15 protein-coding genes are annotated in these 15,610 nt (G+C 47.0%); 1 reads left to right on the top strand and 14 read right to left on the bottom strand.

What is annotated here, in order from left to right; genetic code table 11:
- Positions 1–210 precede the first annotated feature (210 nt).
- From PHW69_03670 to PHW69_03610, 13 genes are all read right to left on the bottom strand, one after another.
- Positions 211–1,269 carry a glycosyltransferase family 2 protein gene (locus PHW69_03670; GenBank protein ID MDD4004286.1) on the bottom strand — a complete coding sequence of 353 codons (1,059 nt, stop codon included), beginning with the start codon at positions 1,267–1,269 and terminating at the stop codon, positions 211–213.
- Complete coding sequence (locus PHW69_03665) at positions 1,223–2,317, bottom strand: glycosyltransferase family 4 protein (protein ID MDD4004285.1); 1,095 nt, start codon at positions 2,315–2,317, stop codon at positions 1,223–1,225. The genes PHW69_03670 and PHW69_03665 overlap by 47 nt, the downstream gene beginning before the upstream one ends.
- Positions 2,310–3,446 carry a glycosyltransferase gene (locus PHW69_03660; GenBank protein MDD4004284.1) on the bottom strand — a complete coding sequence of 379 codons (1,137 nt, stop codon included), beginning with the start codon at positions 3,444–3,446 and terminating at the stop codon, positions 2,310–2,312. Before PHW69_03660 ends, PHW69_03665 begins: the two co-directional genes overlap by 8 nt.
- Complete coding sequence (locus PHW69_03655) at positions 3,443–4,684, bottom strand: O-antigen ligase family protein (protein MDD4004283.1); 1,242 nt, start codon at positions 4,682–4,684, stop codon at positions 3,443–3,445. Before PHW69_03655 ends, PHW69_03660 begins: the two co-directional genes overlap by 4 nt.
- Positions 4,681–5,820, bottom strand: coding sequence for a glycosyltransferase family 4 protein (locus PHW69_03650; GenBank protein ID MDD4004282.1), 1,140 nt, complete (start codon positions 5,818–5,820; stop codon positions 4,681–4,683). Before PHW69_03650 ends, PHW69_03655 begins: the two co-directional genes overlap by 4 nt.
- Position 5,821: 1 nt before the next feature.
- A complete protein-coding gene (locus PHW69_03645) occupies positions 5,822–6,589 on the bottom strand; it encodes a methyltransferase domain-containing protein (protein ID MDD4004281.1) in 768 nt (255 codons plus the stop codon).
- A 96-nt stretch (positions 6,590–6,685) separates the two neighbouring features.
- A complete protein-coding gene (locus PHW69_03640) occupies positions 6,686–7,654 on the bottom strand; it encodes a glycosyltransferase (protein ID MDD4004280.1) in 969 nt (322 codons plus the stop codon).
- Positions 7,655–7,660: 6 nt separating this feature from the next.
- On the bottom strand, positions 7,661–8,920 hold the full coding sequence (locus tag PHW69_03635; protein ID MDD4004279.1) for a hypothetical protein: 1,260 nt from the start codon (positions 8,918–8,920) through the stop codon (positions 7,661–7,663).
- Positions 8,917–9,903, bottom strand: coding sequence for a UDP-glucose 4-epimerase GalE (galE, locus tag PHW69_03630; GenBank protein MDD4004278.1), 987 nt, complete (start codon positions 9,901–9,903; stop codon positions 8,917–8,919). The genes PHW69_03635 and galE overlap by 4 nt, the downstream gene beginning before the upstream one ends.
- Positions 9,896–10,981, bottom strand: coding sequence for a sugar phosphate nucleotidyltransferase (locus tag PHW69_03625; GenBank protein MDD4004277.1), 1,086 nt, complete (start codon positions 10,979–10,981; stop codon positions 9,896–9,898). The genes galE and PHW69_03625 overlap by 8 nt, the downstream gene beginning before the upstream one ends.
- A 100-nt stretch (positions 10,982–11,081) precedes the next feature.
- The gene (locus PHW69_03620) at positions 11,082–12,842 is read right to left on the bottom strand and encodes a polysaccharide biosynthesis tyrosine autokinase (GenBank protein MDD4004276.1); all 1,761 of its coding nucleotides are present in this window, start codon (positions 12,840–12,842) and stop codon (positions 11,082–11,084) included.
- Between the two features lie 26 nt (positions 12,843–12,868).
- A complete protein-coding gene (locus PHW69_03615; protein ID MDD4004275.1) occupies positions 12,869–13,549 on the bottom strand; it encodes a polysaccharide export protein in 681 nt (226 codons plus the stop codon).
- Between the two features lie 49 nt (positions 13,550–13,598).
- Complete coding sequence (locus tag PHW69_03610) at positions 13,599–14,165, bottom strand: SIS domain-containing protein (GenBank protein ID MDD4004274.1); 567 nt, start codon at positions 14,163–14,165, stop codon at positions 13,599–13,601.
- Between the two features lie 86 nt (positions 14,166–14,251).
- Here PHW69_03610 and PHW69_03605 point away from each other — a divergent pair, with 86 nt between their 5' ends.
- Positions 14,252–14,719 (top strand): hypothetical protein, encoded by a 468-nt coding sequence (locus PHW69_03605; GenBank protein MDD4004273.1) that lies wholly within the window; start codon positions 14,252–14,254, stop codon positions 14,717–14,719.
- A gap of 293 nt (positions 14,720–15,012) precedes the next feature.
- Here the strand turns inward: PHW69_03605 and PHW69_03600 are convergent.
- Positions 15,013–15,610: outer membrane beta-barrel protein (locus PHW69_03600; protein ID MDD4004272.1), on the bottom strand; the 598-nt coding region annotated here is incomplete at its 5' end.

Genomic DNA, 15,610 nt, shown 5'->3' with positions numbered 1-15,610 from the left:
CGATATCCAGAATTTTCAGATTTTTGAAGTCATGCAGGTTGAGTTCGGCGAAAACCTCCCACATGGCCCGCTCGCGCGACTGCAGCATGGACAGGTGTGCCGGATTAAGAAGCGAATACCGGTTTTTCGGTATCGCTTTACGTTTTTCGTAGGCTTTTTTCAGCCTTTTCCCCGAATTTTCCATTTATATCTGATTTTACCTTTTTTATCTCAGCGTTTCAGAGGCTGGCCTAGTTTCCGTCGCCAGTGCCCGCTTACCAAATCTAATATTCCAAAAAGTGTGCCTGCACCATAGATCAGGTGATAGGCCGGGAAAGTGATAAATATCGCAAGCCGAGTTTCTATGTTTAAACCTGCTGAAAACGATATTATAACGCAGGCTACAGCGTAGATGGCTCCAGGCACGGTATAAAGCCAGACAAAACCGTCAAGCCACGGAGCAATGCACATAATGGACACCAGATAAAGCGTAAATACCGCAGGTATAAAACGTCGCCAGCGGAAGGTATAGGGAAACAGTTTTAGAGTGTAAACGTTCCACGCGGCGGTCGAGAATGCCTGTTTGAGCAGGCCGCCCAGCGTCGCCTGATTTTTGTAATAAATTTTAATTTCCGGGTCGAACGCTATTTTGTAACCGGCCCGGATCAGGCGCTCATTGAATTCATTGTCCTGGTTGCGGGTCAACCGCTCGTCGAAATACCCGACTTTGTCAAAAATATCCCGGTGGAATGTTCCGAACGGCACCGTATCCACAAAGCCGGGTTTTGCACCGGTGCGGAAGACACCGTTTCCCACGCCGAATTTATGCCCTGTAACAAATTGCACTGCTTCAGCCCAAACGCTGTCGCCGTTTTTTATGTTAATAAAACGACCTCCCGCGTTGGCGGCATTTGTGGATTGCAAAAGGTCTATACAGCGGGATAAATAGTCAGCAGGATATTCGGAATGTGCGTCCAGCCGTACTATAATTTCTCCTTTTGCCGCTTTTATCCCGATATTCATCGCGGGCGGAGCAATCATGGCCGGGTTTGTCAGTAATTTGATAAATGGATGTTTTCCGGCGTATTCGGAGATAATGGCGGCAGTCTTGTCGGTGCTCATGCCGTCTACAAGCAGTATTTCCAGTTTACCTTTCGGCCAGTCGAACGCCAGCACGGCATCAAGGCAGGAGGCGATATGCCGTTCTTCGTTTCTGCACGGAATGATAATACTTGCGAAAGGTCTATCGATCATAAATTTCCAAGATTTTCTTAACGCAGACTTCGTCATCGAACCGGCCCGCTTCGGCCAGCGCGTTTGCGGAAAACTTCGCACGCATATCAGGATTATCCAACAACATTTTGATTTTATGTGTGTAATCCTCTGCTGTGCCTGAAATCAGAAATCCGGTTTTGCCGTCAATTACAATTTCATCATTGCCGGGGATATTGGAAGCCACTGCCGGCAGGCCCGCCGTGCCGGCTTCAATCAGCACCATCGGCAGCACTTCATGTTCCGATGGAAACACAAAGACATCCGCCCCCAGATAAAAAGATGCCATATCCTGCTGCAAACCGGCAAAAACGACCCGCTCGCCAATGCCCAGGCGTACGGCAAAGTTTTTAAGCTTATTCAATTCCGGTCCGTCGCCGACAACAATTGCCCTTGTCGCGGGAACTGTTTGTATTATGGCGGCGGTAATTTCCAGGAACAGATTAATCCGTTTTGACTGTATAAGCCGTCCGGCAGTGAGCAGGACGGGAGCATCCTCATCAAGCCCCAGGGCCTTTCTGAATTGTTTTTTGCTGAAAGTCGTGCGTTTTATGTTCCATTGTTCAAGGTCAATAAAGTTAGGGATGGAAAATAATTTTTCTTTTTCTACTCCCAACGCCAGCAGTGTTTTTTTCCGATGTCCGGCAATGGCAATAATTCTGTCTGTCATCCGGTTGAATATTGGGCCGGAGATACAATTGGGCATCCGTGTTGTTTTGTTGGAATGATAAGTAAGAATCAGCGTCGTTTCTTTGGTTCCCAGTAGCTTAAGCAGTAATTTTACCAGCAGGCAATGTGTGGCGTTATTGCAGTGTATGATGTCAGGGCGGAACGTTAAAATAGTTTTCTCAAGGGTTCTTAAGATTTCGACAATTGCGGCAAAGCTGTACTTCGGCAAATAAAAAAACGAAACGGTTTTGTCTAGCTTTTCGGCTAGAGGACCGGGATGCGCGGCAAGGCCTGCCGTATAGCCATTTTTGCAAAGCGCGTTTGCCAGGTTAACCGCAATCGTCTCGGCTCCACCCAAAGCGAGTGATTCGGTTATTATCAGGATTCGTTTAATCATGCCGTTTCTCCGCGTCATTTAAAACGGTTTTTATTTCAGTTTCATAGAGGCGGACGGCATCTTTTATATCGTACAGATTTTTCATGGCGTGCTGGAAAGCCTGCTGGCGAAGTTTGTCCGCATATGCGGGATTGTTTAAAAGGGTCAGTATGGCTTTGCTCATTTCCATGGGATTGTTCTTTTCCACTGTAACGCAAACTTCTTTGCCCATGGTTATTTCAGCAAGCCCCGCGCCCCAGTTCGTTGTAATAATTGGAGTTTTACATAACATTGCTTCAATCAATATATTGGGATATCCCTCGTAGATAGATGGTAAAACAAAAACATCAGCCGCGGCAATATATTTCCATGGATTTTTCTGGAATGGTAATAATATTACACTTCCTCCAAGATTTAGGTTTTTTGCCTGTTTCCTAAGGTCGTCTCTTAGTGGACCGTTACCCAGCAGGGCAAGCCGACACGCTTTTTGCTTCTGAACTTCATTGAAAGCCGAAATAAGCAGGCTATGATTTTTTTCCTCACTCATCCTGCCTGCCGAAATTATGAGCGGGATTTCTTTGAATGATAATGGTGTTTCAATGGGTTCAATGCTGTTTGTGATAATTTTTTGTTTGTCTGTTCCATTTGCGATGACGGTAATTTTATTGGGTTTAAATGAAAGGTTTGTTATCAAATCTGATTTCGATTCTTCAGATATGATTAATATCCTGTCAGCGTAGTTAGATATCTGTTCGAAAAACTTGTTTCGTATTTTTGTTATAAGGTTGTGGTTTTTTTGCTGCTTTGTATACACGGTGGCTAACCTTACTATCCATCGGAAATTCAAGCTTCTGCAAAGTCGCCGAATCACCAAGACCCGCAAGGCTGCTGATGGTAAAACTGAAACAACCATATCTGGTTTTGTTTTTTTTATATGGTGTGCGATTGCGACTATCTGTACGATAAGGTTTACACTGGAAATAACAGATACTTTAATATTGTTTATTTTAGAATAATTCCATGCATTGTTGAGAAGCAGGAATTCAACGATAAAATCTTTTGTTAAACTACTGGCGATACTATGGGCAGAGCGTTCCGCTCCGCCGCCTCCCATGCTTTCAATAATAAAAAGTATTTTCCGTTGATTCATCCGCTAATTTTCCTCGGATTGGATTTTACTGAATCATATTCAAGCCCACTGGCAACAGCAGCTGCCAAAACCACCCAGAATATCTTTTGGTGATACCCCGTTCCAGATGTATTTATTGCAATTACTGTGCTCATTGTTGCAAAATATATTGAATTGCTTTCCATTCTGCCAAAACGCCATGATTTAAACCAAGTAAGTAATATGGCGTATATAAATGGCAAACCGCCGATTAATCCCACAGAAGTTAATACCGCCAGAAAAAGATTGTGAGTATCCCTGCCAGTGTACAACCCTAAATTATTTCCTAATTCCACAAAATTATTATAGCAACCGTAGCCGAGCAATGGTTTTGATAAAATCATATCCCAAGCGGCTTTCCATATGATTGTTCGCCCGGCGGTATCACCGGTGTCCCATGTGTTAATCAATCTTATGGCGGTTAATCCTCCACTGCCAAATTCTTGCAAAATGAGATAGCCTAAAACGCCAATACTTACCGCTGAGATAAATAAATTTTTTGCAGTGCGGTTTGTTTTGCCTCCGCAAAGGCCCAGTGCAATAATACCTGCAAGTGCGGCAATTAATCCTCCACGCGATCCTGTTTTTATTATTGCCAGCATTAGCACAGTAAATGCCATCAAGTTTAGGCATAGACGAAGTATAAAGAGTTTTGCCACAAATAATTTTTTGTCATTCACAATACATGCAACGCCTATTGCAAATGTTCCGGCTAAAACATTAGGGTTTTCCAACCCCATTGACAATCGGCCGGAATCTGAATAATCGATTCCCAAATCGCCCCATAACATGGCGGCAGCCACGATAGTTGTCCACCAGCCGTAAATGCGAAAAACGGATTCTCTAAAGCTTGCCTTTCGAAAAAGGTTAAGTGAAATTATGAAGAGGACAAACATTTGCATGAGTGTAGCTATGCTTTGTACCGCTTCTTCTGTCATGTTGGCCGGGATCCAGAGTATCGAAACGATATAGGTTGTGATGAAAAAGAATGTCAACCAAAAAACCAATGGAAATCTATTGAAACATATTTTGTAGTTAGCCAGTGCCATTATGAATAGAAAATAGCCTAACAGTCTTGAAATTGTAAGATTATCGCCAGATTCGCTAGTTATGACGAAAAGTGTTTCAATGGGTATCCATAGAAGAAAGGCATAAAATGCCAGATGCAGGAGATGTTCTCCGGAAACTGCTTTGTTAATCTGGGATTTGTAATGATTCATATCTGTTTGAAAGTTATATCGTTATATATTTTCACAAGGTTTCGAGCGTATCTTTCTGCTGAATACCTTTCTTTTATAAAATCTATGTTTGGTTTGACAATTTTAATTATTGTATCTTCACCATGTAGTGCCATATAGGAAAGAATATTGCTTGCCAATTCATGCGTATTTTCAGGTTCATGCCATAAACAGTTAATATTATTTTTCATCCATTCCAATGCGGGAATATTACTGGAAATTATCAAGCAGCCACAGGCAATGGCCTCCGCAACTGAATATGGAAACCCTTCACGTCTGCTGGCAGAAAGAAATATATTGGCATTTGCAAAATATTCCGTTACGTTTTGCGTGGGTGGTATTAAATATAACCATGCAGGGTATTTGGTGTATCTGCGCGCGAGTTCGGTTTTTGTTTTATCCAGGCCTACAATTACCAGTGAGATATCCGGTCTTGTTTTTTGCACAATTTCGAAAGCGGAGAGCGCTATATCCACTCCTTTAATAAAAGGATGCCAGCCGAACATAAGTACAGTAGTATCCTTTTTTAGCCCCAGCTTTTTAAATATACTTGTCTTATTTTGGGGATTGTATAATCTGTCAAAGCTTATGCCGTTTGCTACAACAAATATTCTATTTTTATTAAATCCGGCTGCTAACGGCCGATTCTTCAAATGATTGCTTACTATAATGATATAAGCCGACCTGCCCATAGCCCTGAACTTAATGAGATCCTTGAGCTTTCTTAGGAAAGTATTCTGGATCGGAAAATCTGAGTGAATATGCCATATTGTTCTAATTGTTCTCCGTTGGGCAAGGCTAATAATGTGCGCAGTCAACCATGCGGCTATATCGAACTCGGTGAAATGTGTATGCAATATTTTAGGTTTTTTTCTCGTACAAATTTTTATTAGCTGGTAAACATTTCCAACAATAGATTTCCTGGTAATGAAATGTATATCCCAGCCTTTTGATATCAAATCTTTGCACCAAGGCCGCTCCTGCGCTTCTTGTGGTAATATAAGTGCGAAATCCCGCCCATTGTTTTTGCAGTTCTCCCGAACCACCGCCAAAGAGGCAATGAAATTTCCTCCGTATGCGGGTGCAAATCCTGCGATATGGAGTATTAAGGGTTGCATATTATTTTCTGCAAATCGCGCCCATCATGTGAGTTGTGCACCACGGGCAGTGTTTATGAATTACGGAAATGATGGTTTTTTTTAACCATCCATCACTTCTGTTAATATTAGGTGTTAAGGGAAATAACGCTACTATTGTAAATCCTGCTTGTTCCAGTGCGGTTTTATACTGCCGGGGTGTAAATACATACTCATAAAATTGGATATCATCAGGATTTCGCCCAAATAATCTCCGAATGAAAGGGTTGCAGACAAGCCAGTCTTTTGCCGCCATCCATCCGGTTCTGCGAAAATAGTTCATGCAAGGCACAGTGCAAAACATTATTCCACCAGATTTTAGTATTCTATAAAGTTCCACTAACATTTTTTCAGGTCCGTTTATATCGTGTTCGATTGCTCCAAAACTGACTATACCCGAAAAAAAGTTACTTTCGTATGGGGTAGTCCTTAAATCTCCATGTGTTAATCGCAATTGCGGCCATATTTTGAGAGAATTTTCTATTGCAACGGAAGAATAGTCCAGACCATATGCCTCATAACCATTTTGTTCCAAAAACGCCACCCATTTCGCAAGCCCGCATCCGGCTTCTAAAATTCGTCCGTTTGTGTCAATGTATTTTTTTATATACGACCAACTGATGTTTTCCGCTAATTTTTCTAAAGAATGATTCTGTGACGAAGCCCATTCAGAATCCCATCTGCTTGCCATGCTCTCAAACTTTAAACTAGTTTTGCCTCCTCCACGGTGTTCAACAAATGGTTTGCTCATTTATATTGTCCTAGATTGGTTTTGTACAAGCTTTTTAATGGATTCCTTTAATATAGCAATTATGATAATCACAAAATAATCCTTTTAATGGTTTTATCATGTTAGAAGTGTGATTTTTTTGTTATAGGTGTTTTCCAATGCAATTTTATATGAGAGGTCTGCTAATTTTTCACTTTCTTTTGAATTGTTAAGGTAGAATTCAATTTTTTCATACATTTCGGCATTGCTGTGAAATATATCAACACCTATTCTTTTGTATTCGCGTTCAAGAATTGCGTTAGCAGAACATAATTGAAAAGATTTTGTTGCTGCAATTTCCAAAAGCCTCGGGTTAAAGCCTTCGACGCTTTGTGTGTGAATAAGGTTGAGACAAATCTTTGTCCGGTTATATAAATTGCAAACTTCAGAAGGCGTCATATCGCGGTTCAAAAAGTATTTATGCCCGCCTTGCAGATAGTATTTTATCCAGCGGGGGTAATACTTGGGATGTCTGCCTAAATAATGCCCGCCAATGGCGATCTTAAAATTCCGAAACTGGTTTATAATGGCCCATAGAATATCTTCACGTCCTTCGGAAAAATGCCCTACGAAGCAAATATCGATATCTTTTATTATATCCGGCTGCGGGTAATAGATATCAGGGGATACTGCGGCCCCGAAAAATATGGCGTTGTATCCGAGACTTTTCAGGTATTTTGTGTCGGTATCTTCAAAAGTCAGTATTTTGTCAAAATACTTTAAATAATGCCCGGTGATTGACCCGCGGCAGGAATCCTGCAAAAACAAAAAAACGCTTGTTCCTGCTTGTTTTAAATGTTTAAGGGTACTTTCAAATAAATGTTCGCCTTTGACTACAATAATGTGATCGAACCGGCCGGACCGCGCAGTTTCAGTAACTTGCAGATTATATGCGGATATTGACTGCGCATCCTGCCGGCGGTAAAACGAGCCGGTTTTGAGTTTAACCTGTATGGCGGTTACTGTCCATCCGTTTGATTTAAAAACAGCGGCAATGTTGTTTGTATACCCATAAAAATCAGGACCGATAAGAAGTAATCTGTTCATATCATTCTATGGCATTTTTAGATTTACTGGTTTTGTGTAGCGGTGCTTAAATGAACCTTTATATAAAATATATATCATTGCAACGGATGTGATGGCATAAGTGGCAATCTTGCATATTATCAGCCCTTCTATATGAAATAACGCCACTAATGGTACCATTGTCAAAAGCATTATGACACCAATAATTCGTGCCATCCACATATCTTTATAACTTTGGATTGCGCGGAGATAGGCTTCAACATAAATGTTAGGAAAGTCTACCACGGGAATAATTAACAATAATCTAGCATAGTAAGCTGAAATGCAAAATTCCTGACCGTAAAAGGATGTGAAAAAATACGGCAACACAGCATAGATAATTCCTAGCGCAGGAATTAATGCCAGATATCCTTTAAGGTAAGTCTTGAAATAAATGCGCGCCATCTCCCGGCTTTTGTTTAATAAGCGAGGTTGGAGATATTTCTGCATACTGCCGCAGAGGTCAATAAGTGCATCCAGAATTCGTTTTGCTAAAGAGTAGTAAGCCAATGCCGAGTAATTGATTAATGAACCTACAATAAATTGATCTATGTAACTTTGCAGACTGCCAACAATTGACATATATGAGAGATTGGCGGCATATTTTTTCAACCCCGTACTGGTTATGGAATTGTTTAATTGTTTTTTTACTATGGCTCTTTGAACCAACTGACAGGATAATTGCCATAGTACGGTGACCGATACAATGACTGATACCGGAATGGTGGCAGTGAATATTAGTTGCGCAGCAAAGTATGTGATGCTTGGAATTATGGTTGCAAAAGAACCGAGCATGCTCCATTTAAAATATTCCACATACTTTTTTGAGCCGACATAATAGCTGTCATATCCGTTAAAAGCCTGCAGTAAGCCCGCAAAGATACCAAAAATTATAAAACCAAATGCTATGTCAAATCCTTTGCCCACCGCATACATAAGAACTGCTATTAGGCAAAAAAACAGCAGATAGTATGGATAAAATTTCAGTTTTTCTTTTTCTGCGATTTTAAAATCCCCATATGTATTATTTGCAGCGGAATTAATAAGCCCATTATTGTAACCGGGTATCATTATCAATGCGCCAATACCAGCTAGGGATAATACATATAAGTATTTGCCATAAAATTCTGCCCCGGCAATCCGTGCAATCAAAATACTTCCGACCAAGCTCATTCCTGCCCGAGCAAATACTACTGCAGTCAGCCAGAAAGTGTGGCTTAGGTTTATGTTAACGCCGAATACTTTCATTTCTTGTTAAATTTCCGGTGCCAGCGCCAGGCGGTTTCGATGATTTTTTCCAGTTCCGGGTAGCGCGGTTCCCAGCCGAGCATTTTTTTGGCTTTTGCGCTGCTGCCGATCAGTCGGGCGGGATCGCCCGCGCGCCGCCCGGTTTCCTTTACGGCAATGGTTCTGCCGGTCACTTTTTCGGTGGCCTTGATAACTTCGCGCACTGAAAAACCTTTGCCGTTGCCCAGGTTGAACGCGTCGCTTGCTCCCCCCTTCTCAAGGTAATCTAGCGCAAGCAGGTGCGCTCGCGCGAGGTCGGTGACGTGGATATAGTCGCGCACGCAGGTGCCGTCGGGTGTGGGGTAGTCGGTTCCGAAAATGGTGATTTCTTTGCGCAGACCCGCCGCCGCGTCAAGAATAAGCGGGATAAGGTGGGTTTCCGGTTCGTGCCACTCGCCGGTTTCGGCGGCTTCGTCGGCGCCGGCGGCGTTGAAGTAGCGCAGATTGACGTGTTTCATGCCGTAGGCTCGCTCGTAATCCTTGAGCATGGTTTCCACCATCAGTTTCGTGCGCGCGTACACGTTGACGGGGTTCTGCGGATGGGTTTCCGTAATGGGAATTTCAAGCGGTTCGCCGTAAGTCGAGCAGGTGGACGAAAAAACAAAACGTTGCACTCCCCCTTCCGCCATCGCGTTGAGCAGGTTGATGGTGTTGCCCACGTTGTTTTCGTAGTACATGGCGGGGTTCTGCCCGCTCTCGCCCACATAGGTGAACGCGCACAGGTGGAAAACCGCGGCAATGCGGTATTTTTCAAAAATTTCGCGCAGGCGTGTTTTGTCGGCGAGATCACATTCCTCAACGGCGCCCCATCTGGCCAGTTCGCGGTGGCCGCGCACGAAATTGTCTAGCGTAAGCGTCTGAACCCCGTGTCTTGTCAGTTCTTTCGCCACATGCGAGCCGATATAGCCCGCGCCTCCGGCCACTAAAATCCAGTTGTCAGTCATGAGCAGCTCCGTCTGACGGGAAATCCAGTTCCGGGCGGTTTTGCTCGGCGAGTTCCCGTGTGATTTCGCGTACCGCCTGCGTCTGGCTCAACGGGCATGCCAGAGTCGCGTCCGCCGTTTGGATTAAGGCCATCCCGGCAAGCCCTTGCGCGGCTAAAAGGCCGGATTCCGAAATTAAAAGACAATCGGTGCAGCCGTTGTGCCGCACGTCGCCCAGTGCGGCGTTGCCGGCGCGGTCTTTCGCGCTGATTTCGTATACGCCCTGCCAGGAGCCTACGTCGTTCCAGTCGAACTGCGCTTCCACGGCGAACGCGCGCGGATTGTGCTGCATCAGGCCGGCGTCTATTGAAACCGCCGGCATTTTCCCGAACATCCGCGCCACCGCTTCGGTATTGAGCAGGCTGGCCCGCGATGCCGTTTTTATTTTTTCAAGCACGGAATAAACTTCCGGCAGGCGGGTTTTTATCTCGTCAAGCAAAACCGAAGCACGAACCGCGAAAATGCCCGTGTTCCAGCGATACTGCCCGGTTTTGACGAATTCCTCCGCCTGAGTCCGCGGCGGTTTTTCCACAAACCGAGTGATTCGGCCGCCGGGTTCGGCCCGCAGGTAGCCGAAGCCGGTTTCGGGCGAAACGGCTTTTTTGCCTGCGCAGACTAGCGCGTTCTCTCTTTCGGCAAGCGCAACGGCGTTACGCATGGCGGCTGTAAAATCCCGGGTGTTGCGGATATGGTGGTCCGCCGGCATAATAAGCAGTATCGGATCAGATCCGGCTATCAGATATGACAGTGCCGCCAGTCCCGCCGACGGTGCGGTCTGCCTGCCGACGGGTTCCAGCAGCACTTGCACTCCGTTTTCGCCCTGCAGTTCGGCGGATGTGAGTTGCTTTAACTCAAGCGCGGTGACTACGGTAATCCTGTCGGTGAGAGCCGCCGCGCGGGCCAGGGTGTTGCCGAACAGGCTGAGTTCTCCGTCGAACCGGATAAACTGCTTCGGACGGTTGCGCCGGCTCAGCGGCCACAGCCGCGTTCCGTATCCGCCCGCCAGTATGACCGCCGCGATAGTGGTTTGTTGTGGCACTCTGATTATCCTTTTCAGGGCAAGGCCCGGTTGTTCCGGGCCTTGTGTTCAATCAAAATATTAACGCGATCCGGCGTTATAAACGCGGGCTCGCCTTGTTTCAGGTTTCCTCTTTTTTGTCGGAAGAGTCGCTGTCGGCCTGATAATTGTAATTGTACTTGTATTTGTAATAGCTGCCGTAATAAGAGTAGGACAGACCGCCCAGTTTTGACATGTTCACCACCGCGCCCAGCATTTTCACTCCGGTTTTTTCAAGCTGGCCCAGCGCGTTCTGGATCAGTTTGACGCGCGTTTCGCCATGCCGCACGATGAAGATGCAGCGGCCGATGTATTTGCCCCAGAGCATGATGTCGCTTATCGGAAACACCGGCGGACAGTCTATTATCACCCGGTCGTAATTGCACATGGCCCAGTCAATCAGCGCGGACACCCGCGGGGTATTGAGCAGTTCCGCCGGGTTGGGCGGCCGGGGCCCGCAGGGCAGGATATCAAGATTTTCCAGTTCGGATTTCTGCACCAGCTCCCGCAGTTCCAGTGCGTCGCGCCCGCGCGCCAGAAAATCGCTTACGCCTTTTGCGTTGGAGATCCGGAACAGCTTGTGGATATTGGAACGGCGCAGATCGCCGTCTATTATCAACACTTTTTCACCCGCCTGCGCGATTGAAAACGCTATGTTGGCGCAGACATAGCTTTTCCCTTCGCCCTGCATGGAACTGGTTACCAGAAAAGATTTGTTCGGTTCGGTCACTTCCGCGAAATCTATCATCGTGCGCAGGTTGCGCACCGCTTCGCTGGTGAGCGACTGGTCTTTCGCCAGCAAAGTGTGATAGGCGGGTGTTTTCGTCTGGGTGCTTTTGTGGGCTTCGTCTATGGGCAGCAGCGTGAGAAACGGTATTTTCAGTTTGGTTTCCACGTCGTCCTGAGTGCGGATGGTCTGGTCTATCGCCTCGACTATAAACACCACCAGCACCCCGAAAATGAACCCGGTTATGACACCGATAACCAGATTAAGCAGCTTTTTCGGTTTGCTGGGTTTGAGCGGCACTATGGCCGGATCAATCATGCGGATATTGTTGCTGAGCAATTGGCCCGACAGGTCTATTTTCAGGCTGGTGATTATGCGTTTGATTTCCTGTTCGATCTGGCGGCTGATGGAATCGAGATTGGCCTGCAGCGATACCACCGTCGGATGCGCTTTCGTGTAGCGGCCCGACAAAGACGCTATTTCAGACTGCCGGTTCGCCCGCTCCTTCTTCAGTTCCTGTATAAGCGGATTGTTCACCACGGCCGGCAGGGAATCGAATAATTCGGACGAGGATTTTGTGCCTTCCTGTTCCTGCAGCGCCTTCAGCACGTCCTGCGACATGAACAGCTGGTTGCTCATGTTGCCCTGTATGTAGGTGTTGCTTAACGTGTTTGAAATGCTGGCGGCCAGTTTCGGCTCGTGCGAACTGGCCCGTATGTACACAAGCCGGCTTTTCTGAACGGGCGAGATGGTTATCGCGCGGTACAGCTTTTCAATTCCGTTCGGTTCGGCAAAATCCTCATATTGGCCCAGCTTCAAGGCGTCATAAACTTTTGTCAGGAGAGTGCGGCTTTGCAGGAGCTTGTATTGCGTCTGGTAATAGTCCAGATTGTCGCGCTCCACCATCGGGCCGGATTGAATTGTCGCGCCGGAATTTTTCTCCCGTTCAATTACAATGAGGCTGGAGGCCTGATAGACGGGCCGTGTTCTTACCGTTACCAGCAGAACCAGCAGAACGACCGCCGCCCAGCAAGACAGCAGAATCCACCTGCGGCGCAATAAAGTTTCGCCGTAATAAAGAAAATCTATTTCCTGCAAATTTTCCTGTTCAGTCATGACATTCCCATACGGCTCAGGCCGGGTTAAAAGAAACTTTGCGGCACGAAAACGACATCGCTCGGTTCCAGCAGAATATCGGCGTTTTTATCGCCTTCCTTGGTTATTCGTGAAATCTGCACGCTGATGAATTCGCTTTTCCCGTTTTTCTTGCGCAGGATCCGGGTGCGGTCCTGCGCGGCTATTTCCGTGAACCCGCCGGACAGGGTGATCGCTTCCAGCACGCTCAGTTTCCGTTCCATCGGCAGTTCTATGGAGCCGGGTTTTTTCACCTCGCCCAGCACATATACCTGTTTGTTCGAATATTCCTTGATCAGTACGCTTACCTGCGGAAACTTCAGGTACTGGCTGAGTTTTTCGGACAGCAGCTCTTCGGCTTTCGGCACAGTGATCCCGCCGATTGCGGTGTTGCCGGCCAGAGGGATGTTGACGGTGCCCTGTCCGCTCACGCGGACGGTGCGGTTCATCTCCGGCTCCTGATAGATCGTTATTTCAAGCAGATCTCCGGGCTGGATTTCGTAATTGGTGGTCTGGTCGAATTTGTCTATTACCGAAAGCAGCGCCGTTTCATCCAGTTTGTCGGTGGCGGTTTGAGTGGATACGGCGACCTCCGCCGCAGCGGTTCGGGCCGTTATTTTCGGTTGCGCTGGCGCGCAACCCGCGATTAACAGGGTAAGACATACGGATAAACTGAATCTCTTTGACATAATATGTATATATTATAGCAAATGGGATTACGATTGTTTTGCCGACGGATCAGGAGGCGTTTTCCCGCTCGGCTATTTCGCATGCGATATGCGCGATATGAATATGGCATTCCTGTATGCGGGGCGTGTTGCCGGAAGGGATGACAATCGGCAGGTCAACCAGTTCCTTGAGCTTGCCGCCGGATCCGCCCAGCAGGCCCGCTATATAGCACTGGCGCGCGCGCGCCGCCGTTACGGCTTTTATTATGTTCGCGCTGTTGCCGGAGGTGGATATGGCAAGCACCAGATCGCCCTGCTGCGCGAACGCCTCGATCTGGCGGGCGAAAACCTCGTCATAGCCGAAATCGTTGCCTATCGCGGTTATGGCGGAAGTGTTTACATTGAGAGCCAGCGCGGGCATTGCCCGCCTGTTCAGTTTATACCGGCCGACGAATTCGGCCGCGATATGCTGCGCGTCGGCCGCGCTGCCGCCGTTGCCCATGGTGACGATTTTGCCGCCGGTTTTCAGGGTTTCCGACATTTTCCGGGCGAGTGTCTCAATTTCATCAGCCAGTTCTGTTTTGACTTTAGTCAGCAGTTCGATAAGTTCTTCTGTATGGCGGATTGCGCTGTGCATGGCTTCTCCGTGAAAGCGGCCTTGATAGTTTCTTACAGAATAGCAAAATAGGGTTTTGCGCGCAAAATTATGTAAAATTTTAAACTATGAACGTATTGTTTGTCTGCACCGGCAATGTCAATCGCAGTTTCGTGGCGGAAAAATACGCCGCGTTTCTGGCCGGGTCGGGCGGGGCGGCTGTGTCGGTTGATTCCGCCGGGATTGCCGCGCAGTCTTATTACCGTGTACCGCCCCAGGCGAGCGCATTTCTGGCCGCCGCAGGCATCGCGGACGTGCGGCATACCGCCAAACTGGTTACCGAGGAACTGGTCAATCGTGCCGACCTGATTCTGGTCATGGAACACGTTCATTACGGGTTTCTGGCTGACAAATATCCGCAATCAATACGGAAAATGCATCTTTTCCTCGATTACTGTCATAATACCTCCGGCCGCGAGCTGCCGGATCCCATGGGCAAAAGCGATGCGGTTTTTCTGGCGGCGTTTAACGCTATAAAATCCGGCTTGCAGGCTTGCCAGTTGTTTCAAAAACAGGTTCCCCCTTTAAATCCGTAACATTCCGCTTATGCCGGAAACGGTTTTGCGGCAAACGGCCCGGATCGCATCCGCCGGATAATTCCATGTTTCCAAACCGTGAAGCCGGTTTGTTTCGGCAGTTTGTGAAATGCCCCCAAGCCGGGGGATCTTTTATTCAAAAATCGTTTGCACTGCTTGCGAAGGGGATACACACTCCGCTATGACATTCCGGCAATCATCATGTCGTGCCGGCCGGCGCCCGGGCTTTTGTGAGCGGGATTTATAAAAAAGCCCCCGTTTTCACGGGGGCTTTTTTCAACGGAAACGCAGATTTAAAAGGTAGCTTTGATCTGGCAGGCGACCTGGTGATCGTCGTAGTTATATGTGTTTTCGTTGGAGGAGCGGTTTCTGAACATATAACCCGCGCCGACTTTAAGCCATTTCTGGATATTGTAGTCCAGATCGGCTGACACATGCAGATAATCGTCGCTGCGTTTGTCGGTGTAACCGGTGGTGATTTCGGGATAGCGCGCGTTTTCGTAGCCGATGCTCATGTTGCCGACCAGCTTGCCGAACTTATGCTCGAATTCCAGATCGGTGAGCGTGGAGGTGTAGTAGCGGCTGTTCACATAAATGGATTCGATATTGTCCCGGATTCCTTTAAGCGTAAGCGTCGAATTGACTCCCGGAGTCCAGGCCAGCGTAATTCCATAGGAGAAAGTCGTGGCTTTGTTGGATGCGGTGTTAAAGTTGTTCGAGTAATCCCGGAACTGTACTCCGGCTATTATTTCTCCGGTCACTTTGGGCGCGACTTGCCCCATAAGGCCACCGTCCACTTTATGAATGTTGGAGTTGTTTCTGGTATTGTCTTTGTATTTCACCTGCGCGAACGTATATCCGGCCTGCAGCTGGGTTTTCGGCATCAGTTGA

It is taken from the genome of Elusimicrobiaceae bacterium, from assembly GCA_028700325.1.
Lineage (GTDB): Bacteria > Elusimicrobiota > Elusimicrobia > Elusimicrobiales > Elusimicrobiaceae > JAQVSV01.
The sequence above is the reverse complement of the archived record's forward strand: the minus strand, read 5'-3'. Positions and strand labels throughout refer to the sequence as shown.

What these genes read in the sequence shown, in the direction of transcription:
- PHW69_03615 (MDD4004275.1), bottom strand. Translation starts at nt 13,549, where the DNA reads ATGTCAAAGAGATTCAGTTTATCCGTATGTCTTACCCTGTTAATCGCG.
- PHW69_03655 (MDD4004283.1), bottom strand. Translation starts at nt 4,684, where the DNA reads ATGAATCATTACAAATCCCAGATTAACAAAGCAGTTTCCGGAGAACAT.
- PHW69_03670 (MDD4004286.1), bottom strand. Translation starts at nt 1,269, where the DNA reads ATGACGAAGTCTGCGTTAAGAAAATCTTGGAAATTTATGATCGATAGA.
- PHW69_03650 (MDD4004282.1), bottom strand. Translation starts at nt 5,820, where the DNA reads ATGCAACCCTTAATACTCCATATCGCAGGATTTGCACCCGCATACGGA.
- galE (MDD4004278.1), bottom strand. Translation starts at nt 9,903, where the DNA reads ATGACTGACAACTGGATTTTAGTGGCCGGAGGCGCGGGCTATATCGGC.
- PHW69_03660 (MDD4004284.1), bottom strand. Translation starts at nt 3,446, where the DNA reads ATGAATCAACGGAAAATACTTTTTATTATTGAAAGCATGGGAGGCGGC.
- PHW69_03665 (MDD4004285.1), bottom strand. Translation starts at nt 2,317, where the DNA reads ATGATTAAACGAATCCTGATAATAACCGAATCACTCGCTTTGGGTGGA.
- PHW69_03635 (MDD4004279.1), bottom strand. Translation starts at nt 8,920, where the DNA reads ATGAAAGTATTCGGCGTTAACATAAACCTAAGCCACACTTTCTGGCTG.
- PHW69_03640 (MDD4004280.1), bottom strand. Translation starts at nt 7,654, where the DNA reads ATGAACAGATTACTTCTTATCGGTCCTGATTTTTATGGGTATACAAAC.
- PHW69_03620 (MDD4004276.1), bottom strand. Translation starts at nt 12,842, where the DNA reads ATGACTGAACAGGAAAATTTGCAGGAAATAGATTTTCTTTATTACGGC.
- PHW69_03610 (MDD4004274.1), bottom strand. Translation starts at nt 14,165, where the DNA reads ATGCACAGCGCAATCCGCCATACAGAAGAACTTATCGAACTGCTGACT.
- PHW69_03605 (MDD4004273.1), top strand. Translation starts at nt 14,252, where the DNA reads ATGAACGTATTGTTTGTCTGCACCGGCAATGTCAATCGCAGTTTCGTG.
- PHW69_03645 (MDD4004281.1), bottom strand. Translation starts at nt 6,589, where the DNA reads ATGAGCAAACCATTTGTTGAACACCGTGGAGGAGGCAAAACTAGTTTA.